Annotated in this window: 19 protein-coding genes and 1 riboswitch; of the genes, 11 read left to right on the forward strand and 8 right to left on the reverse strand. The window is 70.7% G+C overall.

Features of this window, described 5'->3' with window-relative positions; all coding sequences use genetic code 11:
- Positions 1-134 precede the first annotated feature (134 nt).
- Entirely contained in the window at positions 135-269 is a 135-nt protein-coding gene (locus Q0818_RS04215; RefSeq protein ID WP_298871838.1) for a hypothetical protein, read from the forward strand.
- Between the two features lie 141 nt (positions 270-410).
- On the opposite strand, the gene Q0818_RS04220 is transcribed toward Q0818_RS04215, so the two are convergent.
- Positions 411-1,895 (reverse strand): MDR family MFS transporter, encoded by a 1,485-nt coding sequence (locus Q0818_RS04220; RefSeq protein WP_298871840.1) that lies wholly within the window; start codon positions 1,893-1,895, stop codon positions 411-413.
- Positions 1,896-2,090: 195 nt separating this feature from the next.
- On the opposite strand from Q0818_RS04220, the gene Q0818_RS04225 reads away from it, so the two are divergent.
- Positions 2,091-4,034 carry an ABC transporter ATP-binding protein gene (locus Q0818_RS04225; protein WP_298871842.1) on the forward strand — a complete coding sequence of 648 codons (1,944 nt, stop codon included), beginning with the start codon at positions 2,091-2,093 and terminating at the stop codon, positions 4,032-4,034.
- Between the two features lie 334 nt (positions 4,035-4,368).
- Here Q0818_RS04225 and Q0818_RS04230 read toward each other — a convergent pair whose 3' ends face one another.
- From Q0818_RS04230 to Q0818_RS04255, 6 genes are read right to left on the reverse strand one after another with little or no spacing between them, the layout of a single operon-like run.
- Entirely contained in the window at positions 4,369-5,265 is an 897-nt protein-coding gene (locus Q0818_RS04230; protein WP_298871843.1) for a glycosyltransferase family 2 protein, read from the reverse strand.
- A complete protein-coding gene (locus Q0818_RS04235) occupies positions 5,262-6,392 on the reverse strand; it encodes a cysteine desulfurase family protein (RefSeq protein ID WP_298871844.1) in 1,131 nt (376 codons plus the stop codon). The genes Q0818_RS04230 and Q0818_RS04235 overlap by 4 nt, the downstream gene beginning before the upstream one ends.
- Positions 6,389-7,246 carry a carboxylating nicotinate-nucleotide diphosphorylase gene (gene nadC / locus Q0818_RS04240; RefSeq protein ID WP_298871845.1) on the reverse strand — a complete coding sequence of 286 codons (858 nt, stop codon included), beginning with the start codon at positions 7,244-7,246 and terminating at the stop codon, positions 6,389-6,391. The genes Q0818_RS04235 and nadC overlap by 4 nt, the downstream gene beginning before the upstream one ends.
- A complete protein-coding gene (gene nadB / locus Q0818_RS04245; protein WP_298871848.1) occupies positions 7,240-8,733 on the reverse strand; it encodes an L-aspartate oxidase in 1,494 nt (497 codons plus the stop codon). The genes nadC and nadB overlap by 7 nt, the downstream gene beginning before the upstream one ends.
- The gene (gene nadA / locus Q0818_RS04250) at positions 8,730-10,061 is read right to left on the reverse strand and encodes a quinolinate synthase NadA (RefSeq protein WP_298871850.1); all 1,332 of its coding nucleotides are present in this window, start codon (positions 10,059-10,061) and stop codon (positions 8,730-8,732) included. Before nadA ends, nadB begins: the two co-directional genes overlap by 4 nt.
- Positions 10,062-10,073: 12 nt before the next feature.
- Complete coding sequence (locus Q0818_RS04255) at positions 10,074-10,808, reverse strand: NUDIX domain-containing protein (protein WP_298871853.1); 735 nt, start codon at positions 10,806-10,808, stop codon at positions 10,074-10,076.
- A 220-nt stretch (positions 10,809-11,028) separates the two neighbouring features.
- Here Q0818_RS04255 and Q0818_RS04260 point away from each other — a divergent pair, with 220 nt between their 5' ends.
- From Q0818_RS04260 to Q0818_RS04295, 8 genes are all read left to right on the forward strand, one after another.
- Positions 11,029-12,204 (forward strand): MarP family serine protease, encoded by a 1,176-nt coding sequence (locus Q0818_RS04260; RefSeq protein ID WP_298871856.1) that lies wholly within the window; start codon positions 11,029-11,031, stop codon positions 12,202-12,204.
- A 153-nt stretch (positions 12,205-12,357) separates the two neighbouring features.
- Positions 12,358-12,654: a hypothetical protein gene (locus Q0818_RS04265; protein WP_298871859.1), complete on the forward strand. Its 297-nt coding sequence runs from the start codon at positions 12,358-12,360 to the stop codon at positions 12,652-12,654.
- Positions 12,651-14,468 carry an alpha/beta hydrolase gene (locus Q0818_RS04270; protein WP_298871862.1) on the forward strand — a complete coding sequence of 606 codons (1,818 nt, stop codon included), beginning with the start codon at positions 12,651-12,653 and terminating at the stop codon, positions 14,466-14,468. The genes Q0818_RS04265 and Q0818_RS04270 overlap by 4 nt, the downstream gene beginning before the upstream one ends.
- Positions 14,469-14,556: 88 nt before the next feature.
- Complete coding sequence (locus Q0818_RS04275; protein WP_298871864.1) at positions 14,557-14,946, forward strand: hypothetical protein; 390 nt, start codon at positions 14,557-14,559, stop codon at positions 14,944-14,946.
- Positions 14,947-15,006: 60 nt separating this feature from the next.
- Positions 15,007-15,101: riboswitch (glycine riboswitch) on the forward strand.
- A gap of 157 nt (positions 15,102-15,258) precedes the next feature.
- Positions 15,259-16,545 (forward strand): glycine cleavage system aminomethyltransferase GcvT, encoded by a 1,287-nt coding sequence (locus Q0818_RS04280; protein WP_298871866.1) that lies wholly within the window; start codon positions 15,259-15,261, stop codon positions 16,543-16,545.
- Complete coding sequence (gcvH, locus tag Q0818_RS04285; RefSeq protein WP_298871868.1) at positions 16,542-16,916, forward strand: glycine cleavage system protein GcvH; 375 nt, start codon at positions 16,542-16,544, stop codon at positions 16,914-16,916. Before Q0818_RS04280 ends, gcvH begins: the two co-directional genes overlap by 4 nt.
- The gene (gene gcvP, locus Q0818_RS04290; RefSeq protein WP_298871872.1) at positions 16,913-19,792 is read left to right on the forward strand and encodes an aminomethyl-transferring glycine dehydrogenase; all 2,880 of its coding nucleotides are present in this window, start codon (positions 16,913-16,915) and stop codon (positions 19,790-19,792) included. Before gcvH ends, gcvP begins: the two co-directional genes overlap by 4 nt.
- Positions 19,793-19,928: 136 nt before the next feature.
- Entirely contained in the window at positions 19,929-21,701 is a 1,773-nt protein-coding gene (locus Q0818_RS04295; RefSeq protein ID WP_298871874.1) for an ABC transporter substrate-binding protein, read from the forward strand.
- Between the two features lie 58 nt (positions 21,702-21,759).
- Here Q0818_RS04295 and Q0818_RS04300 read toward each other — a convergent pair whose 3' ends face one another.
- Positions 21,760-22,635 carry a CPBP family intramembrane glutamic endopeptidase gene (locus tag Q0818_RS04300; protein WP_298873126.1) on the reverse strand — a complete coding sequence of 292 codons (876 nt, stop codon included), beginning with the start codon at positions 22,633-22,635 and terminating at the stop codon, positions 21,760-21,762.
- 164 nt (positions 22,636-22,799) lie between these two features.
- On the opposite strand from Q0818_RS04300, the gene Q0818_RS04305 reads away from it, so the two are divergent.
- A complete protein-coding gene (locus Q0818_RS04305) occupies positions 22,800-24,419 on the forward strand; it encodes an ABC transporter substrate-binding protein (protein ID WP_298871876.1) in 1,620 nt (539 codons plus the stop codon).
- The last annotated feature ends 21 nt before the right edge of the window (positions 24,420-24,440 follow it).

Consider the following 24,440-nt stretch of genomic DNA (forward strand, 5'->3'; position numbering starts at 1 on the left):
TAGGAACGCGATGCGGCGCGGGGGCGGGGGTTGCGGTCGCCACGAGCAGGGGTTAGCCGGGCGGGAAACGGCGGGCGTCGCGGTCGTGGGAGGCCGCGGCCCTCGCGCTCGCGCGCAGGCGTAGCATGGAGCGCATGTCCGGTGACTCCACGTCTGACACTCCCGCGTCCGCGCCGCTCCTCACGCTGCTGAACGCTCCCGCGGTCGAGACCGAGGATGACGCTCCCTCGGCCTCGCAGTGCTGCGGCGGCGGTTCCTGCTCCCTCTGAGCGCGTCGCTTTCACGCGCCCGTTCGCTGTGGGCGCTCGTCTGAGCGCACGGGACACCTTCTCGTGACGAGGCGACTCCACGCCGTTTCGCGATTCTCCAGGATGCGCCCCGCGCGGATGCCCGCCCGTCTCGAGCCCGGGTCAGTGCGCGACGACGGGCGCGTCTGTCTCTTCCGCCTCCGCCGGCTTGCGGACGAAGCACGCGAGGACCACGGCGGCCGTGGCGATCACCGCTCCGACGAGGAACGATGCGTGCACACCCGACGCGACCGCGCCGGCCTGGTCGGCGCCGTCGGCGAGGGCGATGCTCGAGAACACCGTCATGATCGCCACGAAGCCGGCCGTGCCCGCAGCTCCGGCGACCTGCTGAGCGGTGCCGACGACGGCGCTGCCGTGCGAGTAGAGGCGACGGGGGAGCGAGCCGAGCGCGGAGGTCATCAGCGGAGTGAACACGAGGCCGAGCCCGAGGTTCAGGCCGAGGTACACCGTCACGATCCACCAGATGGGAGTGTCCTGACCGAAGGTGAGTGCCATCGTCCACAGCACGCCCGCCGCGATCAGCATCCCGGGGATGACGAGCGGGGTCGGTCCGAAACGGTCGAAGAGGCGGCCCACGATCGGCGCCATGACGCCCATGAGCACGCCGCCCGGGAGCAGCATGAGACCCACCGTGAGGCTGCTGAGGCCGAGCGCCTGCTGCAGGAAGATCGGCAGCAGGATGAGCGATCCGAACAGCGCGGCCATCACGATCGCGACGAGGGGAACCGCGAGCCGGAACGAGGAGCTCTGGAACACGCGCAGGTCGAGCAGGGCGGAATCCGAGCGCTGCAGAGCGAGCTGACGGACGACGAACACGGTCACGAAGATCACGCCGACGGCGAGGGGGATCCACACCGGGACGGACGCGTGGCCGGATGCCGACTCCCCGATGGCGCTGAGGCCGTAGACGAGGCCTCCGAAGCCGATCGCCGACAGCACGACGGAGATCACGTCGAATCGCGCGTCGGGGCGGGTCTGGGTGACGTTGCGGACCCAGCGTGCGCCGAGAGCGATGGCGATCAGGGCGATGGGGAGGATGAGCCAGAAGATCGCGTGCCAGGTGAGGGCCGACAGGATGAGCCCCGACACCGTCGGGCCGACCGCGGGCGCGACGGCGATGACGATGGTCACGACGCCCATCACGCGGCCGCGCTTGTTCGCGGGCACCAGGTTCAGCACGGTGGTGAACAGCAGCGGCATCATCACGCCCGTGCCCATCGCCTGAATGATGCGGCCCGCGAGCAGGACTCCGAACGCCGGTGCGATCGCGGCGACGAGCGTGCCGAGGGCGAACACGCCCATCGCGCTGAAGAACACGTGGCGGATCGGGAAACGCTCGAGCAGGAACCCGGTGAGGGGGATGATGACGGCCATCGTCAACAGGAACGCCGAGGTCAGCCACTGACCGGTGGCGGCGCTCACGCCGAAGTCGGCCATGATCGCCGGGAGGGCCACCGACATCGTGGTCTCGTTCAAGATGACGACGAACGCGGCGACCACGAGCAGGGCGATCACCGGCCCGGGGCGATGCGCCGGGGTCGACGCGGTGTCCGGTCGGGAGACGGGGATGGTGCCGGTGGCGGCCATGACGAGGTCCTTTACGCGCGGGGGGCTTCGTGGCGCCACGAAGGGCGACTGCGTCGGACACAACGGGCGCGCGGCCCGAGGTATTCCGACATCGAGACAATCGGATCGACGGGGATCCGTCATCGACCCTAGCGAGGGGTTCCGACATCGCCGCTCCGAGTCTCCATGTCGGTGGCCGGACGTAGGCTGGCCCGCATGAGCATGCACGGAGGTGGCGGGAGCATGTTCCGCGGCGTGGATGCCGACATGCAGCGCAAGCGCAACGCCCAGGCGCCGCAGGTGGCGCAGCTCGGGCGCCGCGTCGTCGACTTGTTCCGCCCGTACCGGTGGCGTATCGCCCTCACCGCGGTTCTGGTCGTCGTGGGGGCGGCGGTGGCCGTCATCCCTCCGCTGCTCGTGCAGCGGATCTTCGACGACGCGCTGTTCCCCGTCGACGGCTCCGCGCCCGACCTTCGGCTGCTCGCGACCCTCGTGAGCATCATGATCGGGCTCTTCCTGCTGTCGGCGGGGCTCAACGTCGGCCAGACATGGTTGACCGCGACGGTCGGAAACCGCGTGACCGGTGACCTCCGCACGCGGCTGTTCGATCACCTCCAGGCCATGGAGCTCGGGTTCTTCACGCGTACGAAGACCGGTGTCATCCAGTCGCGTCTGCAGAACGACGTCGGCGGTGTGTCGGGCGTGCTCACCAACACCGTCACGAGCATCCTCGGCAACGCCGTGACGGTGATCGCCTCGTTGGTGGCGATGATCCTCATCGACTGGCGGCTGACGCTGATCGCGGTCGCCCTCATGCCCTTCCTCATCTTCGTGCAGCGTCGCGTGGGGCAGGTACGGGCGCGTATCGCCGGCGAGACGCAGGAGTCGCTGTCGGAGCTGTCGGCGATCACGCAGGAGACGCTGAGCGTCTCAGGCATCCTGCTGTCGAAGTCGTTCAACCGCCAGCGCACCGAGTCCGCGCGCTTCGACGCCGAGAACGACAACCAGGTGCGCCTGCAGGTGCGGCGTGCGATGAGCGGTCAGGGCTTCTTCGCGGTCGTGCAGGTGATCATGTCGAGCGTTCCCGCGGTCATCTACCTCGTCTCGGGCTACCTCATCGGCGGGGGCGCGGGGGCGATCACCGCCGGCACGATCGTCGCCTTCACCACGGTCCAGGCGCGGCTGCTCATGCCGTTGATGGGCCTCATGCGCGTGGCGCTCGACGTGCAGACCTCCTCGGCGCTGTTCGCCCGCATCTTCGAGTACCTCGATCTGCGCCCGGCCATCGTCGACGTCCCCGACGCCCTTCCGGTCTCGGCCGCGCCCGGACCGCTCGGGCGCATCGAGTTCCGTGACGTGGAGTTCCGCTATCCGGACGCTCCGGCACAGACCCGCCCCACCCTCGACGGCGTCTCGTTCACCGTCGAGCCCGGCCAGCACGTAGCCTTCGTCGGGCCCTCCGGCGCGGGCAAGACGACCATCCTCTACCTGACTCCGCGCATGTACGAAGCCACCGGCGGCGCGGTCATGTTCTCGGGAGCCGACGTGCGCACACTCGATCGCGCCTCGATCATCGACGAGATCGGCATCGTCTCTCAGGAGACCTACCTCTTCCACGCCACCGTCCGCGAGAACCTCCGCTACGCGCGCCCCGACGCCACGGACGACGAGATCGAGGCGGCCTGCCGGGCGGCGAACATCCACCACGTCATCGCCGGTTTCGAGGCCGGCTACGACACCGTGGTCGGCGAGCGCGGCTACCGCCTGTCGGGTGGAGAGAAGCAGCGCATCGCGATCGCGCGGGTTCTGCTGAAAGACCCGCCTGTGCTGCTCCTCGACGAGGCGACGAGCGCGCTCGACACCGTGTCGGAGCGCATCGTGCAAGAAGCTCTCGAGACCGCCTCGCACGGCCGCACGACCCTGTCGATCGCCCACCGGCTGTCGACGGTGATCGGCGCCGATCGGATTCACGTGGTGGATGCCGGGCGCATCGTCGAATCCGGCACGCACAGCGAGCTGCTGGCGCGCGCCGGACTCTACGCCAGCCTCGCCGCCGAGCAGTTGGCGGCCTCGTTCGTGCTCGCCGAGGAGCAGCTCGATGAGGCGGGCCTCGCCCGTGCGGCCCTGCCCGCTCGCCGGGCCGACGAGGCACCCGCCTAGCGAGCCACCGGCCCACAGGCCGTCTATGCCGGCGCCGGTATGCCGCAGCCGGGCACAACGGCGGAGGTTCTCGCCGACACGCCGGCCGGTGGTATCTGGTCTCGGCGTGCCGTCTGCTCGGCCCGCCGTTGTGCACGTCAGGCCGCGGGGTCGGTCTGGCCGTCGGTGCCGGCGCCGGGGTGCCGTAGCCGGGCACAACGGCGGAGGTTCTCGCCGACACGCCGGCCGGTGGCGTCCGGTCACGGCGTGTCGCCTGCCGGACCCGCCGTTGCGCACGTTAGGCCGCGGTCTCCGGCCGCGTCACCACCCCCGCCCGCCGCGGGGCCCGCCCCGCTCAGTCCGGCAGCGACTCCACGAACGCCTCGAGCGCGATGCGGTATGCGGCGTCGGGGTGCGTCTCGGCGATGCGCAGGAGCGGCGGCAGGTCCAGCGTGCGGACCAATCGCCCGCGCTCCGCGACGGCGGCGTCGGCTCCGGCGGCCCGCAGCACGGCGATGCCCTCGCCCAGGGCCTCGAGGTAGTCGCGCAGCACATCGATCTCACCCAGGCGTTGGGTGATCGAGCCGCCGTCGCGGCGCTGGCGCCACTCGACGACGACGTCGGGGATGACGTCGAACGCCGCCGCCGAGGTGTACATGCGCTGGGCGAGCACCTGGTCCTCGTAGTAGCGGCCCTCGGGGAAGCGGAGCCCCCGCGCTCGCCAGAAGGCGGTGCGGCTGAGCTTGGACCACGCCACGATGTTCCCGGATGCCGCGGGGTGCTGCGCGAGCGTCGTCGCAGACCGGGCCGGGTCGGTGGCGGCCGCGACCCACGGCTGCACCTCTCCGGCGGTGTAGTCGGGGCCATCGGCATCCGGTCGCAGGCGCACGTAGGCGCCGACGACGAAGTCGCTGCCGGTGCGGTCCAGCGTGTCCGCCAGGCGCGTGAGGGCGTCGGGGCGCATCACGTCGTCGGCGTCGAGGAACGCCGTGTACGGGGTGTCGACGAGGGCGAGTCCGGAGTTACGGGCGGCGCCCAGGCCGCGCTGCTCGTCGTGGCGAAGCAGACGGAAGCGCGGGTCGTCGGCTTCGGCGTCGGCGAAGATGCGGGCCGTCTCATCGGTCGAGGCGTCGTCGACGAGGATCGCCGTCCAGCGCGGGTGGGTCTGCGCGCGCAGGGAGTCGAGAGCCTCCACCGCGTATTCGGCGACGTCGTAGCCGGGGACGATGACGGTGACGGGGGTGGAGCTCACCCGCGCGATCCTACGGCGGTCACGGCCTCCGCGACGGCATCCGCTACACGATCGAGCGATGCCGACAGACCGTGCGGCAGCGTGAACCGCACGGCGGTGCGCGACAGGTCGTGCTCGAGCCCGATCGCGAGCAGGACGTGCGATGCCTCGTCGCTGCCCGCGGCGCACGCGGAGCCGCTGGAGGACACGACCCCCCGACGCTCGAGTTCGAGCAGGACCGTCTCGCCGTTGGTGCCGGGGAAGACGAAGCTCGCGGTGCCCGGCAGGCGATGCGTCGGGTGACCGGTGACCCGGGCGCCGGGTACGAGCGCGAGCACCCGGGCGATGAAGGCGTCGCGGATGGCCGCCACCCGGGTGGCCTCCTCCGCGCGCTCGGTCTCGGCGAGGGCGAGGGCGGTGGCGATCGCGACCGCTCCCGCGACATCGGGCGTCCCCGACCGGCGGCCGCGCTCCTGACCCCCGCCGTGCAGCAGCGGCTCGAACGGCAGCCGCCCACGCACGGCCAGGATGCCGGTGCCCTTCGGCGCGCCGATCTTGTGGCCGGCGACGGTCATGGCATCCGCCCCGAGGCCGGCGAGGGGGAGCCATCCGGCCGCCTGCACGGCATCCAGGTGCAGGGGCACTCCGCGTGCGTGGGCGACGGCGGCGAGGGCGGCGGCGTCCTGCACCGTGCCGATTTCGTTGTTGGCGTACCCCACGCTCACCAGGGCGGTGTCGTCGCGCAGGCTCGCGGCGAGGGCGTCGGGGGAGAGGGTGCCGGTGTCGTCGACCGGTGCGTGGGTCACCGCGACCCCGTGCAGACGCGTGAGGTAATCGGCCGACGCGAGCACCGACTCGTGCTCGATCGCCGTCGTGACGAGGTGTTTCTTCCCCGATCCCAGCACCAGGCCCTTGATCGCCGCGTTGTTGGACTCCGTCCCGCCCGAGGTGAAGGTCACGTCCCCCGCGCGCACGCCGAGCACGGCGGCGACGCGCGACCGGGCGTCGTCGAGGGCGGACGCCGCCGCCTCGCCCACTTCGTGATGACTCGACGGGTTGCCGAAGTACCGCGTGAGGTACGGGGACATGGCCTCGAGCACCTCGGGGCGCACGGGGGTCGTGGCGGCGTTGTCGAGGTAGAGGCTCACGCCGTCTCGATGCGGATGTCGAGCCCGAGGTCGAGAGCGGATGCCGAGTGCGTGAGCGCTCCGACCGAGATGACGTCGACGCCGGTCTCGGCGATCGCGCGGACGGTGTCGAGGGTGACGCCGCCCGAGGCCTCGACCTGAGCGGCCCCGGCGATCCGGGCGACGCCCGTGCGCAGGTCGTCGAGCGAGAAGTTGTCGAGCATGATCGTGCCGACACCGGCGGCGAGCACTGCGTCGATCTGCTCGAGACGGTCGACCTCGACCTCGACGTGCGTGGTGTGCGGCAGCCGTGCGATGGCGCTCTCGAGCGCTTGCGTGACGGAAAGGCCGTTCGCGGTGAGTACGGCGAGGTGGTTGTCCTTCGCCATCACGGCATCCGAGAGCGAGAAGCGGTGGTTGTGACCGCCCCCGTCGCGCACCGCCTGCCGTTCGATGGCGCGGAGTCCCGGGGTGGTCTTGCGGGTGTCGACGATGCGCGCGCCGGTGTGGGCGACTTCGGCGACGTAACGGCTGGTGAGGGTCGCGATGCCCGACATGCGCTGCACGAAGTTCAGGCCGATGCGCTCGGCCGTGAGCACCGCGCGTGCCGGCCCGGTCACCACCGCGAGCGTGTCCCCGGGGGAGAAGCGCGCCCCGTCGGCGACGCGCTGTTCGACCGTGATCGAGGCGTCGGTGAGGGTGAAGGCGGCCGCGAAGACCGCCGCTCCGCTGAAGACGCCGTCGACGCGGGCGACGAGCTCGGCGCGAGCCGTGGCGTTCTCGGGGATGAGCGTCTCGCTGGTGAGGTCGCCCCACGGGGCGTCCTCGTCGAGGGCGGCGGAGACGACGCGGTCGATGGCGGCGCGGGTCAGCATGCGAGGACCTCCGGGGATGCGGGGATGGATGCCGAGTCGGCGGCGTCGGAGCGGTGGTGCGCGCCCACGGAGTTCGTGCGCGCACGGGCGGCATCCACGACGTGGGCGGCGACGAGCAGGAGGTTGTCGTCCTCGATGGAGGGGAGGCGTCCCGCGGCGCGCCAGGCCGCGAGCGTCGACGCCGCGCGATCGAGTCCCGCGGCGTCGCGGACGAGCCCCGCGTCGTCCCACATCAGGCGCTGCAGCGCAGCGCGCGAGAACGCGGGGGCGTCGCGGTCGACGGCGACGGGCGAAGTCCGGGCGGGCGGCGTCGGCGAGACCGGCCAGGCGCGGTCACGGGAGACGGCGTCACCGGCGCGTGCGCCGAAGACGGCCCCCTCGAGCAGGGAGTTGGATGCCAGTCGGTTGGCGCCGTGCACCCCCGTGCGGGCCGTCTCGCCCACCGCGTACAGTCCCGGCACCGTCGTGCGCCCGTCGAGGTCGGTCACGACGCCTCCCATGAGGTAGTGCGCCGCGGGCGTCACGGGGATGGGGTCGCGGCCCCAGTCGAGGCCGCGCTCGCGCACGGCCGCATCGATCGTGGGGAAGCGCTGCGACAGGCGCTCGCCGCCGAGGGAGGTGGCGTCCAGCCGCACGGGGTGGCCATCCTGCGCGGCCATGGCGCGCGCGTTGGCGCGGGCCACGACGTCGCGGGGCGCGAGCTCCCCGTCGGGATGGGCGTCGAAGGCGAAGCGGCGCCCGGTGTCGTCGATCAGGACGGCCCCCTCGCCCCGGACGGCCTCGGAGACCAGGAAGGGGGAACCGACGGCGAGGGCGGTGGGGTGGAACTGGACGAATTCGAGGTCGGCGACGGCAGCGCGGGCACGGATCGCGGCGGCGATGCCGTCGCCCGTGGCGCCGAGCGGGTTGGTCGTGTGCGCGTACAGCTGACCGGCCCCGCCCGTGGCGAGGATCACGGCGTCGGCGGCGAGGCGCTCACCGTCGGCCAGGTCGACGCCCGAGATCCGGCCGCGATCGACGACGAGGTCGCGCAAGAGCGCGTTCTCGCGAACGGGGATGCCGGCGGCGCCGACCGCGTCGCCGAGGGCGGCCTGGATCGCGGCTCCGGTGGCGTCGCCGCCGGCGTGCAGCACGCGTGCGACGGCGTGGGCCGCTTCGAGGCCGCGCGAGAAGTCGCCGTCGGCGTTCCGGTCGAAGGCGACGCCGCGCGCGACGAGCTCGGCGATGCGCGCGGGGCCTTCGCCGACGAGCACGTCCACGGCATCCGGATCGTTCAAGCCGGCGCCGGCGGTGAGGGTGTCGGCCGCGTGCGAGGCGACGGTGTCACCCGGGGCGGTCACGGCCGCGATGCCTCCCTGCGCCCAGCGCGTGTTGGTGTCGACCAGGGCGCCCTTGGTGACGACCGTGACGCGGCATCCGGCTTCGTGCGCGTGCAGTGCCGCCGTGAGACCGGCGATGCCGCTGCCCACCACGACGACGGTGGTCATTTCACGGCGCCGTTCGGCTTGGCCGCGAGCATGCGCTCGAGGGCCACGGTCGCGGGGGCGGCGACGTCGGCGGGGACGGTGATGCGGTTGACGACCTCTCCCGCGACGAGCGACTCGAGGACCCACGCGAGGTAGCCCGGGTGGATGCGGTACATCGTCGAGCAGGGGCACACCACCGGGTCGAGGCAGAAGATCTCGTGCTGCGGGTACTGCGCGGCCAGGCGCTGCACGAGGTTGATCTCGGTGCCGATCGCGAAGGTCGTGGGCTCCGTCGCCGCGGCGATGGCCTTGCGGATGATGTCGGTCGACCCGGCCTCGTCGGCGGCATCCACCACGTCCATCGGGCACTCGGGGTGCACGATCACGCGCACACCGGGGTGCTCGGCACGGGCCTTGTCGATCTGGTCGACGGTGAAGCGACGGTGCACGGAGCAGAAGCCGTGCCACAGGATGACGCGGCTGTCGGCGATCTGCGCCTGCGACGACCCACCGAGCGGCTTGCGGGGGTTCCACATCGGCATCTGCTCCAGCGGCACCCCCATCGCCTTCGCGGTGTTGCGGCCGAGGTGCTGGTCGGGGAAGAACAGCACGCGGCGCCCGCGGGCGAACGCCCACTCGAGCACGGTCCGCGCGTTCGAGGAGGTGCAGACGATGCCGCCGTGGCGCCCGACGAAGCCCTTGATGGCGGCCGAGGAGTTCATGTAGGTCACCGGGATGACGGGGACCAGGCCCTCGGCATCCGGGGTCTCGAGGTCGCCCAGCACCTCTTCGAGCTGCTCCCAGCACTCCTCGACCTGGTCGATGTCGGCCATGTCGGCCATCGAGCACCCGGCGGCGAGGTTCGGCAGGATCACGGCCTGGTCGGGGCGTGAAAGCAGGTCAGCGGTCTCGGCCATGAAGTGCACGCCGCAGAAGACGATCGCTTCGGCTTCGGGGCGGTCCTTAGCGGCGTTGGCGAGCTGGAACGAGTCACCCACGTAGTCGGCGTGGCGCACGACCTCCTCGCGCTGGTAGAAGTGCCCGAGCACGACCACGCGGTCGCCGAGAGCGGCCTTCGCCGTGCGGATGCGCTCGTCGAGCTCGTCGTCGGAGGCGTCGCGGTACTCCTGGGGCAGCTCGCCCTGGCGAGGAGCGCCGGTGGGGATCACGTCGCCCATCGACGAGCCCGGACCGTACCCGGGCCGCGTGTCGAAGTCCCACGGTCCCACGGCGAGGTCGGTGGTGCAGGTGGCGTCGGTCGACGCGCCCGTGACGATCGCCTGGATGACGTGGTCGACGCTCGGGTCGATCGCGGGGCGGGGCTGCAGGGTGAGGGGTGTGGCGGACATGGGCGTTTCCGATCAGTGACGGGACGGGAGCGGGCCGCGGTCGGCGAGCTCCACGTCGCGGTTGTAGCGGTAGAGGCGGGCGGGACGATGGCTGCCGGTGCGGAAGCGATCGGTGGGGATGAGCGTGTCGGACGTGTCGACCTGGCGGCGGAAGTTCGCCGGGTCGAGGCGTTTGCCGAGGATCGTCTCGGTGACCTCGCGCAGATCGGCGAGGGTGAACTCGTCGGGCAGCAGCCCGTGCGCGATGCGGCTGTAGCCGACCTTGTTGCGCAGGCGCCAGAGCGTGTACTCGACGATGTCGTTGTGGTCGAAGGCGAGGGTCGGCAGATCGGTCGCGTCGAACCACTCGACGTTCTCGGGCGCATCGCCCTCGCGGGCGTGCGCGGCGACCTGCGCGTCGACCTCGTCGGAGCGCAGCAGCGCCCAGTACACGATCGACACGACGCGCGTGGGGGAGCGGTCCACGGCCCCGAACGCGTAGAGCTGCTCGAGATAGCTGGGGGTGAGGCCGGTCGTCTCGGCGAGCGTCCGGGATGCCGCGGTGTCGAGCTCCTCGGTCGCGTCCAGCCATCCGCCGGGCAGCGCCCACCGCCCGTCGAAAGGGTCTCGGGTGCGGCGCACGAGGGGGAGCGAGAGCACCGCCTCGTCGTCGGCGTCCCTGCGCACGCTGAAGATGACGGTCGACACCGCGACGCGCACGTCGGCGTCGCGGGACTCGGGCTGCGGGGTTCGTGTCATGTTGACCATATCTCCGGGATCGATCTTAGTGTCATTCCGACCCGAAGGGCGAATCCGCCGACATCCGCGCGATGAACACCGATTCTCGCGAGACATCGCGGGACACCGCGTGTCTCGTCGGGGACGGCGTTTCTCGAGGGCAGGGGCGGGACCCACCGGCGGCCCGCCGCGCGTCGGAAGCGTTCTCCCAGACGCGCCGCCTAGCCTCGAAGAGGACTCAGGAGGTCGGATGCCGATCATCGACATCGTTCTGATCGCCCTTCTGGCGATCGCTCTCATCGTGGGCCTGTCGCGCGGATTCCTCGCCACGATCGGCTTTTTCGCCGGACTCGCCGTGGGCGCCGTCGCCGCGTACTGGGTGACGCCGTTCGTCGGACAGTGGGTCACCGCCCCGGCGTGGCGCGGGCCCGCGATGATCCTCACCGGTGTCGTGCTGCTCATGATCGGCTCGGGTCTCGGCAGTGCCGTCGGTGGGTTCTTCCGCCGCGGTGCCGACCGCATCCGCCTGCGCGTGCCGGAGCGGCTGCTCGGCGGCGTCGTCAACGTCGCCGCCGCGGCGCTCACGATCTCGTTCGTCGCCGGATCCCTCACCCCCGTCGGACTCCCGGTCGTGTCGGCCGCCCTCGGCTCCTCCGCGGTCGTGCGCACGATCGACGACCTCACCCCGCCCCCCGTGCGCGGCGCGCTCGCCGACCTGCGCGGAACGGTCTTCGCCGGCGGCATCCCGAGCTTCGGCTCGCTCATCCAGATCGGTCCCGTGCCCAGCACGCCGGCGATCGCCCTCGACGACCCGGCCCTGACCCAGGCGGCGCAATCGGTGGCCCGCATCTCGGGCACCGCATACGCGTGCGGAATCACCTCGAGCGGATCGGGCTTCGTCGTCGCCGACGACCGCATCGTCACCAACGCGCACGTCGTCGCGGGCGTCGACGCCCCGCTCGTCGAACTCCCGGGCCAGCCCGCGCGGGAGGGTCGCGTCACCTACTTCGACCCGATCGACGACATCGCCGTGGTGTCCGTCGACGGGTTGGATGCCGCCGCCCTGCCGATCGTGCCGACCCTCGCCGTGGGATCGGCTGCCGTCGTGCAGGGGTACCCGGGCGGCGGTCCGTTCACCTCGGGCAGCGCGCAGATCCTCTCGGAGGGCACCGTCCCCGTCCCCGACATCTACGACGGCTCCTCCACACCCCGTGACATCTACGCGATCGCCGGTGTCGTGCGGCCCGGCAACTCCGGCGGTCCGCTGCTGACGACGACGGGAGAGGTCGCGGGGATCGTCTTCGCCCGCTCCGACACCGACGACAACGTCGGCTACGCCATGACTCCCGCGGAATTGCTCCCCGTCATGGCGCAGATCGACGCCCTGTCGACGCCCGTGGCATCCGGGAGCTGCACGCGCGGCTGACGCGCGACGACGGCAACTGCGTCGGCCGCACGCCGGCGGCTCGCGGCGTTCAGGCCGCCGGATCGGTGAGGTTCGCGAGGGCACGCGCCCGCGCGGGTGAAGTTGTCCACAGGGTGACCGGGCGGAGCGCTCCGGCTCCCTACGATCGCTGCCATGCCGCTCATCTCCGTCTCCGTCGACGAGATGCGGCGAGCCGCGACGAAGGTCAAAGAGGTCTCCGCGGGGCTGAGCCCGCTCCCGCTGGTGAGCATCGCGGACCAGCCCGATCTCTCGCTCGCCGTGGCCGAGTTCGTCGCCTGCATGAACGACTGCCGCTCGGAACGGGAGCGCGAGCTCGACGCGTTGTCGGCGGGGCTGCGCGAGGTCGCCGACCTCTTCGAGAGCCACGAGAGCGGCGCCCTCGACGAGATCCGCGCTCTCGGTTCCTCGCTCGATTGGAGCATCCGGTGAGAGCGGAACTCGGACAGTCCCGCGACCCCGTCCGCCTGATCCCCGGAGACCTCGCGGGCCTGCACCGCACGATCGCCCTCTGGCGCTCCCGAGCCGCCGACGCGGAGGAGTCCGGGGCCGCACTGCGTCAGCTGCGCGCCGTGCCGGAGTGGGCCGGAGAAGCCGCCGACGCCTACGAGCGGCGCGTCACGGCCGCCGCTTCGCCGTGGGATGCCATGGCCTCTGCGTTCCGCGCGGGGCTGCTCGCCCTGGAGGAGTACGCCGCCGCGCTCGAGGCCGCGCGGGCACGAGCCGGTGACGCCGTCGACCTCTGGGACGTCGCCGAGGCGATGGACGCCGCCCCGGCGCCGGCGACGCCCGGGTTCCCCGCCGCAGACCGGCAGCCGCTGCGCAGCCTCGAACCCCGGGCTGAGGCCCGCGCGATCCTCGACGATGCGCGCAGGGCGCTCGACCAGGCGGCGCAGACGGCGGCCGCGGCCCTGAGACGAGCCCTCGCCCTGCCCGGCTTGCAGGCGGAGGAGTGGCTGGCCCTCCTCGCCGACACCGCCTCGGCCTCGCAGATCCTCGACGCGCTCGCGGGCGCCGACGGCCCCAGCCTCCGGGCCGTTCTGCGGGCGAAACCCGCCCTCGCCGACGTCCTGGCGCAGGCCGAACCCGCCGCGGTCGCCCCCTGGTGGGCCGCCCTGTCGGCAGCGCAGCAGAACGCTCTCATCTCCGCCGCGCCCGCGGTCATCGGCAACCTCGGCGGCGTGGCCTACGCCGCTCGTGATCGAGCCAACCGCCTGTGGCTCCGCACCCAGCTGGCCGACGCGCGGGCCGCACTCGCCGAGGCGGAGAAGACTCCGTCGTATTGGGAACTCGTCGGGGGATACGCCACCGCGTCGGCCGTGGCCGAGCGTCTCGAGCGCGCCCGGGCGCGGGTGGCGGGGTTGGAGGGGATCGAGGCTGCGTTGGTGGTGCCCGATGATTCGGTTGACCGCCATCTCGTCTCCCTGACCTCTGACTCCCCACCGCTGGCCGCGATCGCTCTTGGCGACCTCGATACCGCTGACAACATCACGTACGCCGTTCCTGGCATGGGTACCACCGCCGAGGACATGGACGATTGGTCCCGCGCGTCAAAAAACCTCTTCGATCAACAGAATCGTGCGGATCCGACGCGATCTCAGGCCGTCGTCGCTTGGATTGGATATGAGACGCCACCCGTCCCGATTGAGGAAGGGGGCTTAGACGTCATGCGGAACGACCTTGCGCAGCGAGGCGGGTCAAATCTGGCTCACGATCTTGCTGCCGTTGATTGCGTGAGACCCGGGGCGAGGGTGAACGTCGTCGCACATTCGTATGGCACGACCACGGCGGCATTTGCGTTGATAAATGGTGAAGTGAATGTTGATTCCTTCGTCACCCTTGGCTCAGCCGGGCTCCCCGAGACCGTCGACAAGGCGTCGACGATTCATGCCGCGGCCGTCTTCTCCGGCCAGGCGCAGGACGTGTGGGCGATAGACCCGGCTGGTGGCGATCAATGGGCGTGGACGGGGCGCATATCGCCACAGCACCCGACGAATCCCATGAGTCCGGGTTTTGGAGGACACGCGTTCAGCGTGGCGGGGTCGGGAGGGCTTCAACCGGTGACCGACCACGGGGTCCTGACGGATGGAGGGACAGGATATTTTGACCAGAGTACGGAATCGCTCAGGAATGTCGCCTTGGCTACGACCGGCCACGCGGAACTTATCTCGCCGTACATCGCGCCGGATCCGACACCGTTCCAACGGGCTTTGTTTGAGGGGATGTCGCATGGCGCGTCGTACTAGACGCCTTAGCGTAATGGCTGGCGGCGCAATCTTGATGGCCTGCACCTTGTTTCTGGCGACAGCGTGTGTCGCGCCGCAGGAGGTAGTGATGACCACCGATCAGGCGCGCGATGCGCTCGTCAGGACTATCGAGAACAGCGCCTCAAAAATCGATGCCGTTGGATGGAACCGCGATTCTGCAGCAGAGGTGGGAAACTGCGGCTCCCACCGAGGCGAGCGCGTCAACTACATGTACGGTTACGGCGCGCCTGCCCCCGACAATGATCGCGCCGCCGATGCGCTGATCATCGCCGACTATTGGCGGTCGCTCGGCATGCAAGTTCGCGTCGTAGAAAGCCCGGCATATGTCGTCTACGCGACGGGCGGCCCGGTTCAGGGCCTGTCCTTCTCCACCGCCCCCGGCGATTACTACATATCCGGCACCTCCCTCTGCGTCCCCGGCGACGCGGACGAGATCCGCAAACAGGACAACGGCTGAACATCTCACGAGGCCGACCGAAGCTCCGCTAGGCTGACCCCACAAGTCCACACCGGCCCCATGATCGATGCGGGAGAGCTCCGGCGAACGCAGCCGGGCACCGAAGGAGCAAGCCTCCCCGCCAATCTCTCAGGTACGCGTACCGCGTCGATCGGGCCACTCTGGAAAGTGATCCGGGTGCACCGCGCCGGATCCGCCGACGGTGAAAGCTGCGCGTCCGCAACGCGGCAGTGAAACTCTCAGGCCCATGACAGAGGGGGAGTTCTCCAGGCGCCGACCGGCGTCTGTCCGTCATCGCGAACGGCAGAACTCATGACCGAAACCCCCGCTCCACCGCGCACGTCGCCGCTGCACGATCGGCACGAGGCCCTCGGTGCCTCGTTCACCGACTTCGGCGGCTGGAACATGCCCGTGCGCTACACCTCCGACCTCGCCGAGCACCGCGCGGTGCGCGAGGCCGCGGGACTGTTCGACATCTCGCACATGGCCGAGTTCCGCGTCGAGGGTGCCCGCGCCGCGGCCTTCCTCGATTTCGTGCTCGCCGGACGCCTGTCGACCATGAAGATCGGCAAGGCGAAGTACTCGCTCGTGCTCGCCGAAAGCGGCGGCATCGTCGACGATGTCATCGTCTACCGCACGGGGGACGAGAGCTTCCTCGTCATCTCGAACGCCGGAAATCGGGATGCCGTGGCGGCGGCGTTCGACCTGGCTCAGCGCACGTGGGTCCCCGCGTCGGCCGAGGTCCCTGCGCCTGTCGATGGGCCCGGAGCCCCCGCGTCGGACGCTTCGACAGGCTCAGCGACCGACGCTCGCACCATCGAGATCCGCAGCGCCGCAATCGACTTTCCCGACGCAGCAACCGAGGTCCCTGAGCCTGACGAAGGGACCGGAACACTCACGGTCACCGACGACACCGACCAGTACGCCCTCATCGCCCTCCAGGGACCCGAGGCCCGCGGCATCCTGAGCTCCACCCCGGGTGTCGAGATCACCGGTACCGCCCTCGATGAGCTCGGCTACTACGCCTGGACCGAGGGGACCTTCCAGGGGGCGCCGCTGTTCGTCGCCCGCACGGGCTACACCGGCGAGGACGGGTACGAATTGATGATCCCGACCGCGCAGGCCGGCGCGCTGTGGGACGCCGCGCTCGCCGCGGGGTCCGACCGAGGACTCGTCCCGTGCGGACTCGCCGCGCGCGACACGCTGCGCCTCGAGGCCGGGATGCCGCTGTACGGCCACGAGCTCTCCCGCGACATCGTGCCCGCCCAGGCCGGTCTCGGTCGCGTGGTGGCCGTCGACAAGACGGCGTTCGTCGGCAAGGACGGCCTCTCGTCGGGTCCCGCAGACGCCCCCGTGCTCGTCGGCCTCGTCTCGGCGGGCCGCCGTGCCGGTCGAGCCGGATACGCCGTGCTGCACGGTGACGAGGTCGTCGGCGAGATCACCAGCGGCGCCCTCAGCCCCACCCTCGGCCACCCCGTCGCGATGGCGTTCGTCGCGCCCGCGGCATCCGGACTCGGAACCGAACTGACCATCGACGTGCGCGGAACCCGCATCCCCGCGACCGTCACCGCCCTTCCCTTCTATCGGAGAAACGCATGACCGACCTCACCGCCCTCAGCTACACGTCCGAGCACGAGTGGATCTCGATCGACGGTGACGTCGCCACCGTCGGCATCACCGATTTCGCCGCCGACAAGCTCGGCGACGTCGTCTTCGTCGAGCTGCCCGGCGCGGACTCGTCGGTCTCGGCCGGCGACGTCTGCGGCGAGATCGAATCGACCAAGTCGGTCGGCGAGCTCTACGCGCCCCTCACCGGCACCGTCGTCGAGGTCAACGACGCCGTGGTCGACGACCCCTCGCTCGTGAACGCAGAGCCGTTCGCCGGCGGCTGGCTCATCAAGATCCGCGTCGAGGGCGACCTTCCGGCCGACCTGCTCGACCGCGCCGCCTACGAGGACCTCACCGCATGAGCACCCTTCTCCCTCCCCGCACGCAGGCCGGGTCGCCGGCCGCGTTCACCGATCGCCACATCGGCATCGGTCCCGACGCTCAGGCGCACATGCTCGATGTCGTCGGCTACGACAGCGTCGAGGCGCTCGTCGAGACCGCCGTTCCGGCATCCATTCACGTGCAGCCGCGCGCGTCGAGCGAGATCCCGGTCGCTGCGAGCGAGGCCGAGGCGCTGGCCGAGCTGCGCGAGCTGGCCACGGCCAACCGCAGCGCGCGGCCCATGATCGGCCTGGGCTACTACGACACGCTCACGCCGTCGGTGATCTCGCGCAACGTGCTCGAGAACCCCTCGTGGTACACCGCCTACACGCCGTACCAGCCCGAGATCTCGCAGGGCCGGCTCGAGGCGCTGATCAACTTCCAGACGATGGTCACCGACCTCACCGGCCTCGCCACCGCCAACGCGTCGATGCTCGACGAGTCCACCGCGGTCGTCGAGGGCATGCTCGTCGCCCGTCGTGCGTCGAAGGCGAAGACCGACGTCTTCCTCGTCGACGTCGACGCGCTGCCCCAGACCAAGGCGCTGCTGCACCATCGCGCCGCGGCGGTCGGCATCCGCATCGTCGAGACCGCCTTCGAGGACGAGCTGCCCGAAGCATTCGGCGCTTTCGTGCAGTACCCCGGCGCGACCGGACGCATCTGGGACTTCTCGGCCGTCGCGGACGCCGTTCACGCCCACGGCGGTCTCGTCGTCGCCGCGGCCGACCTCCTCGCGCTGACGCTGCTGCGGTCGCCGGGTGCTCTCGGCGCCGATGTGGCCGTGGGCACGACGCAGCGCTTCGGCGTCCCCCTCGGCTTCGGTGGACCTCACGCCGGCTACATGGCCGTGCGGGCGGGACTCGAGCGTCAGTTGCCCGGTCGCCTCGTGGGCGTGTCGCAGGATGCCGTCGGCGCCCCCGCCTACCGCCTGTCGCTGCAGACGCGCGAACAGCACATCCGCCGCGAGAAGGCCACGTCGAACATCTGCACCGCCCAGGTGCTGCTGGCCGTCATGGCCGCGATGTACGCGGTCTACCACGGGCCCGACGGGCTCCGCGCGATCGCGACGCGGGTCGCGCAGAAGGCCGATGCCCTGGCATCCGCTCTGCGCTCCTCCGAGCTGAACCTCGCAAGCGACGCGTTCTTCGACACCGTGCGCGTGCACGTGCCCGGTCGCGCGCAGGACGTCGTCGACCGCGCCCGCGATCGCGGGTACCAGCTGCTGTGGGTCGACGACGCGACCGTGGGCGTCTCGGTCGACGAGACGACGACGGATGCCGACCTCCTCGCCGTGCTCGAGGCGTTCGGTCTCGCGAGCGAGGACCTGCCCGCCGGGGAGGCGCTGCGCGGTATCGACGACGCGCTGCACCGCGACGACAAGTACCTCACGCACCCCGTCTTCCACGCGCACCGCAGCGAGACGGCGATGATGCGGTACCTCAAGTCGCTCGCCGACCGCGACTACGCGCTCGATCGCGGCATGATCCCGCTGGGCTCGTGCACGATGAAGCTCAACGCGGCGACCGAGATGGCGGCGGTGTCGTGGCCGGAGTTCTCGCGCGTGCACCCGTTCGCCCCCGAGGCCGACGTGCGCGGCTACCTCGAGATGATCGAGCAGCTCGAGCGCTGGCTCGCCGAGGTCACCGGGTACGACGCGGTGTCGCTGCAGCCCAACGCCGGCTCACAGGGCGAGCTCGCGGGCCTGCTCGCGATCCGCGGCTACCACCTCGCCAACGGCGACGCCGAGCGCACGGTGTGCCTCATTCCGTCGTCCGCGCACGGCACGAACGCCGCCTCCGCGATCCTCGCGGGTATGAAGGTCGTCGTCGTCGCGTGCGACGAGGCCGGCAACGTCGACCTCGGCGACCTGCGCGCGAAGATCGCGCAGCACGCCGCGGAGCTGTCGGCGCTGATGATCACCTACCCCTCGACCCACGGCGTGTACGAGCACGACGTGCTCGAGATCACGCAGGCCGTGCACGACGCCGGCGGACAGGTGTACGTCGACGGCGCGAACCTCAACGCCCTGCTCGGCTTCGCCCGCTTCGGCGACCTCGGCGGCGACGTGTCGCACCTCAACCTGCACAAGACGTTCGCCATCCCGCACGGCGGGGGAGGCCCGGGCGTCGGACCGGTCGCGGCCAAGGCGCATCTCGCGCCGTTCCTGCCGTCGCACCCGTTCTCGCAGCGCGCCGAGCACGCGGGTGGTGTTTTCGACGGCGGCCCGGTGTCGGCCGCCCCGCACGGCTCCGCCGGCATCCTGCCGATCTCGTGGGCGTACGTGCGCATGATGGGGGCCGAGGGACTGCGTCAGGCCACGGCCGCCGCCGTGCTGTCGGCGAACTACATCGCGGCGCGCCTGCGCGAGCACTACCCGGTGCTCTACGCCGGTGAGGGCGGCCTGGTGGCGCACGAGTGCATCCTCGACCTGCGTCCGCTCAAGGAGCAGACCGGGGTCACCGTCGACGACGTGGCCAAGCGTCTGATCGACTACGGCTTCCACGCGCCGACGATGTCGTTCCCGGTCGCGGGCACGCTCATGGTCGAGCCGACCGAGAGCGAGGATCTCGCCGAGCTCGACCGGTTCGTGGATGCCATGATCGCCATCAAGCACGAGGCCCTCGCGGTCGCCGCGGGGGAGTGGCCCGCCGACGACAACCCGCTCGTGAACGCCCCGCACACCGCCGAGACGGTGGTCGTGGGGGAGTGGGAGCACCCGTACTCGCGCGAGACCGCGGTGTACCCGGTGCGCTCGCTCATCCGCGGCAAGTACTGGCCCCCGGTGCGCCGCATCGACCAGGCGTACGGCGACCGCAACCTGGTGTGCTCGTGCCCTCCGCCGGAGGCCTTCGCCTGACACCACGCGACGCCCCCGGTGGGTCCGGCATCCGGATCCGCCGGGGGCGTCGCGCCGTCATGGCGCGGGATGCCGAGGGGGCGAGCGCGTCGTGCGGCCCGGGGATCCCACAGGAGGCGTTTAGTAAAGTGCCCCTGTGCACCACGGGCTGAACGACGTTCCTCGACCGACTCGGCGACGACCCTCAGCATCTCGCCCCGCAGCGGCGCGGCGCGGCGCGGGGCGCCTGCTCGCCCTCCTCGCGGCCGCGGGCGTCGTGCTGGCCGGCTGCTCCGCTCCCGAGCCCGCCCCGGCTCCCGTCGAACAGGCGCCCACGAGCCTCACGCTCGGTGTCGTCGGCTCGCTCACGAGCTTCAACGCGGCGAGTTCGACCGGCGACACGGCGGCCAACCGTGCGCTCTCCGCTCTCCTGGACGAACGGCTCGGTTCTCTCGACGGCGACCTGCAGGTGGTGCCCAACGACGGCCTCGGTCGCATCACCCGCGTGCAGGGCGACCCGCTCAAGGTGAGCTACGAGCTCTTCTCCGACCGCGTGTGGTCGGACGGGACCCCGGTCACCCTCGACGACCTGCTCTTCGGGTGGGCCGTCACCTCGCACTACTTCGACGACGCCACGTATGACGCGAACGGGCAGGTCGTCTCGGGTACGCGGTACTTCGACACGGCCGCGCCGGCGGACCCGAACGCGCGTACCACCCGTCCGAGCATCAACCGCTCCGACGACACCCTGACCCTCACGTACGAGCAGCCGTTCGCCGACTGGAACCGTCAGTGGCTGCTCGACCGGCCCGTCCACGTCGTCGCGCAGCGCGCGGGCGTCAGCGTGAAGGATCTGCTCACCGCGATCCTGACCACCCCCGCCGGCGATCCGGAGCAGCCGCGCACGCCGAATCCCGTGCTGCTCGCCGCGGCGCAGACCTGGAACACCGGGTTCGACGTCGCCCCCGGCTCCACCCCCGATCCCGCGAGCGTGGTGTCGGCAGGGCCCTGGACCGTGACCGAGATCACCGCCGACACGGTCGAGCTCGCGCGCCGCGATTCGTACCAGGGTGCGCACTTCCCGGGGCTCGAGCAGCTGACCGTGCGCTTCTTCGCCGACCGCGCAGCCCAGCTGTCCGCGGTGGAGGCGGGCCAGGTCGACGTGGCCAACGTCGGCGACATCGACGTGGCGGAGAACAAGACCCTGACGGATGCCGGTTATCAGGTGCAGGTCGGCCCGACCACCCAGACGCTGCACCTGCGTTTCGCCGAGGGGACGGCATCCGATCTCCGTCAGGCAATGACGCTGGCGATCGACCGCTCCTCCCTCGTGCAGGACGTCCTGGGCGCGGTGCGCCCGGATGCGCAGCCGTTGCAGTCCTTCCTGTCGTCGCCCGCGGCGGGTTCGCTGTACGCCGACCTCGTCTCCGGCAACGGCGCCCCCGGCACCGGGAGCGACGTCGACGGAGCGCGCAGCGCCCTGGGCGACCGAGCAGCGGTGCTCCGGGTGGCTTACGACACCACCGACGACGTTTCCGCGCAGGTCTTCCCCCGCTTGGTGTCTATGGGTGCGCGTGCCGGAATCGCCGTCCGTCTCGCGACCACGCCGGAGGAGGCGGATGCCACTCTGGCCTGGGTGGGCGAGGACGAGAGCCTCTACCGCTCGGCGCGCGACCGCATCGCCGAGGGGATCGAGGGGGCGAACACGAACGAGCTCTTCGACGAGCTGACCGTCCACACCGATCCGGTCGACGTGCTGGCCGAGGCGAAGGAGATCGACCGGTCGCTGTTCGCCGCCTACGCGGGAGTGCCGCTGCTCGAGCGCACGGGCGCGGTCGTGGCCGCCGAGGGCGTCGGGGGAGTGGCCTACACCTCCGAGCCCGATGGAGTGCCCCCGGCGTTCTGGACCTGGTCCCCGCCCCAGCGCTGACGTCGGAGCACGGATGCCGTCCGCGGACGGTGCGCGACCGACCTTCCGGTGCGGGGCCTCAGGCCGTCGGCGACGGCGTCGCCGTGGGCGTCGGGGTGGACGCGGGCGGGGCGAAGATCCCCGGCCACCAGGCCGCAGCCAGCGGATACCCGACGAAGGCGACGATGTCGATCACCGTGTGCGCCACGACGAGGGGCATGACCCGGCCCCAGCGCTTGTAGCACCATCCGAACACGAGACCCATCACCACGTTGCCGAGCGCGGAGGGCCAGCCCTGATAGAGGTGATAGCTGCCGCGCAGCAGCGCGGTCGAGACGATGATCCCCGTCCACGACCACCCGAGCCGGCGCAGACGGTCGAAGAGATAGCCGAGGAAGATGACCTCCTCGGTCAAGCCGGCCCGCAGAGCCGCCAGCACGAGCAGGGCGACGACCCACCACGAGGAGTCCAGCGGGGCCGGGACCACCGCGATGCTCTGACCGATCGCACGGCCGATCGCGTACACGCCGATGCCCGGAGCGCCGATGAGCGCGACCAGCAGCAGCCCGCGCGCGAGGTCGGAGCCGAAGCGCCGGAAGTCCAAGCCGATCCGGCGCAGGGCGTTGTTCGCCGGTTCCCACAGCAGATAGAGCGCGAGCGCGACCAGAGCGAGCGAGAAGAAGATGTCAAGGAACTGGTAGATCGCGTCCCACAGCGGTTCGGCGCTGCGCGAAGGGTTCAGCTGCGTCTGCTGCTGCGAGATCGGCGCCCGGGTCGCCGCCCTCACGAACGACACCACCGAATAGATCGCGGACTGGCCCACGCTGACCAAGAGCACCAGAACGATTTCCCAGGCCAGACGCGTCCGCCGGTAGCGGTCTGAGGCCGCCAAAGTCGGAGGATATGTCCAGTCCGCGGGGCCCCTGGAGCGCGACGACTTGTCAAATTGCCACATCATGGGCCTCTCGAGTAAATCCTCTGTAACGTTTATCGAAGAAGTTTGGGGCACCTGGGTAAACGTGCCTAATGTGTTCTCATCCTGCCCGAACGGATTTCCCCGCATCTTGTGCTGCGTGAAAACCCTGCCCGGGCGACGATCATCCCTTCCCTGGAGGAACTGTGAAGCGCAACAAGATTGCCCTGTCCAGTCTCGCCCTGCTGGGAGCTGTCGGGCTCATGCTCGCCGGCTGCTCGGGCGGAGACAACGGCGGCAGCGGCTCGGCATCGGGCGGCGACGCCTCGGCCATCATCCGGACGAACGGCTCCGAGCCGCAGAACCCGCTGATCCCGACCAACACCAACGAGGTCGGCGGCGGAAAGATCCTCGACTCGATCTTCGCCGGTCTGGTCTACTACGACGCCGACGGCGCTCCGGTGAACGACATGGCCGAGTCCATCGTCACCAACGACGCGCAGAACCTCACCGTGACCCTGAAGAAGGGTCAGAAGTTCACGGACGGCACCGAGGTCAAGGCCGACAACTTCATCAAGGCGTGGAACTACGGCGCGCTGCTGTCGAACAACCAGCTCAACAGCTACTTCTTCGAGGACATCGTCGGCTTCAGCTACGACGAGGACTCGGAGCTGACGGGTCTGCAGAAGGTCGACGACTACACCTTCACGATCGCGCTGTCCAAGCCCGCGGCCGACTTCGCGCTGCGCCTGGGCTACTCGGCGTTCTTCCCGCTGCCGGACTCCGCGTTCGACGACATGACCGCGTTCGGTGAGAACCCGGTCGGCAACGGCCCCTACAAGCTCGCCAGCGACGGCGCGTGGCAGCACAACGTGCAGATCGACCTCGTCAAGAACGACGACTACCAGGGTGGCCGCACGGTCGCGAACGGCGGCCTCACGGTCGTCTTCTACGCGTCGCAGGATGCCGCCTACGCCGACCTCCTCGGCGGCAACGTCGACGTGATCGACGCCATCCCGTCCGCGTCGCAGGCCACCTTCGAGTCCGACCTGGGCGACCGTGCGGTCAACCAGCCGGCCGCGGTGTTCCAGTCCTTCACCATCCCGGAGCGCCTCGCGCACTTCAGCGGCGAAGAGGGCAAGCTGCGTCGTCAGGCGCTGTCGATGGCCATCAACCGCGAAGAGATCACCAGCACGATCTTCCAGGGCACCCGCACCCCGGCCAGCGACTTCACCTCGCCGGTCATCGACGGCTGGTCCGACTCGCTCGCCGGCGCCGACGTGCTGAAGTACGACGAGGCCAAGGCGAAGGAGCTGTGGGCCCAGGCCGACGCCATCTCGCCGTGGACCGGTACCTTCCAGATCGCGTACAACGCCGACGGTGGACACCAGACCTGGGTCGACGCGGTGACCAACTCGATCAAGAACACCCTCGGCATCGACGCGTCGGGCGCTCCCTACCCGACGTTCAAGGAAGCCCGTTCGGCCATCACCGACCGCAGCATCCAGACCGCCTTCCGCACCGGTTGGCAGGCCGACTACCCCGGTCTGTACAACTTCCTCGGACCGCTCTACGCGACCGACGCCTCGTCGAACGACGGTGACTACTCGAACCCCGAGTTCGACAGCCTGCTCTCCGCCGGCATCGCCGAGACCGAGGTCGACGCGCAGAACGCCGACTTCCAGAAGGCGCAGGAGATCCTGCTCCAGGACCTGCCCGCCATCCCGCTCTGGTACTCCAACGTCACCGGCGGTTTCGCCGACGGCGTGAACAACGTCAAGTTCGGGTGGAACTCGGTTCCGCTGTACTACGAGATCACGAAGTAACCCTTCCGATCTCTGGCCGCG

This window comes from uncultured Microbacterium sp., assembly GCF_947489255.1.
Lineage (GTDB): Bacteria > Actinomycetota > Actinomycetes > Actinomycetales > Microbacteriaceae > Microbacterium > Microbacterium phycohabitans.

Excerpts from the sequence above, each read along its gene's own strand:
- Q0818_RS04215 (WP_298871838.1), top strand. The coding sequence starts at position 135 with ATGTCCGGTGACTCCACGTCTGACACTCCCGCGTCCGCGCCGCTCCTC.
- Q0818_RS04220 (WP_298871840.1), bottom strand. The coding sequence starts at position 1,895 with ATGGCCGCCACCGGCACCATCCCCGTCTCCCGACCGGACACCGCGTCG.
- Q0818_RS04225 (WP_298871842.1), top strand. The coding sequence starts at position 2,091 with ATGAGCATGCACGGAGGTGGCGGGAGCATGTTCCGCGGCGTGGATGCC.
- nadC (WP_298871845.1), bottom strand. The coding sequence starts at position 7,246 with ATGCTGACCCGCGCCGCCATCGACCGCGTCGTCTCCGCCGCCCTCGAC.
- nadB (WP_298871848.1), bottom strand. The coding sequence starts at position 8,733 with ATGACCACCGTCGTCGTGGTGGGCAGCGGCATCGCCGGTCTCACGGCG.
- nadA (WP_298871850.1), bottom strand. The coding sequence starts at position 10,061 with ATGTCCGCCACACCCCTCACCCTGCAGCCCCGCCCCGCGATCGACCCG.
- Q0818_RS04255 (WP_298871853.1), bottom strand. The coding sequence starts at position 10,808 with ATGGTCAACATGACACGAACCCCGCAGCCCGAGTCCCGCGACGCCGAC.
- Q0818_RS04260 (WP_298871856.1), top strand. The coding sequence starts at position 11,029 with ATGCCGATCATCGACATCGTTCTGATCGCCCTTCTGGCGATCGCTCTC.
- Q0818_RS04265 (WP_298871859.1), top strand. The coding sequence starts at position 12,358 with ATGCCGCTCATCTCCGTCTCCGTCGACGAGATGCGGCGAGCCGCGACG.
- Q0818_RS04275 (WP_298871864.1), top strand. The coding sequence starts at position 14,557 with ATGACCACCGATCAGGCGCGCGATGCGCTCGTCAGGACTATCGAGAAC.
- Q0818_RS04280 (WP_298871866.1), top strand. The coding sequence starts at position 15,259 with ATGACCGAAACCCCCGCTCCACCGCGCACGTCGCCGCTGCACGATCGG.
- gcvH (WP_298871868.1), top strand. The coding sequence starts at position 16,542 with ATGACCGACCTCACCGCCCTCAGCTACACGTCCGAGCACGAGTGGATC.
- gcvP (WP_298871872.1), top strand. The coding sequence starts at position 16,913 with ATGAGCACCCTTCTCCCTCCCCGCACGCAGGCCGGGTCGCCGGCCGCG.
- Q0818_RS04300 (WP_298873126.1), bottom strand. The coding sequence starts at position 22,635 with ATGTGGCAATTTGACAAGTCGTCGCGCTCCAGGGGCCCCGCGGACTGG.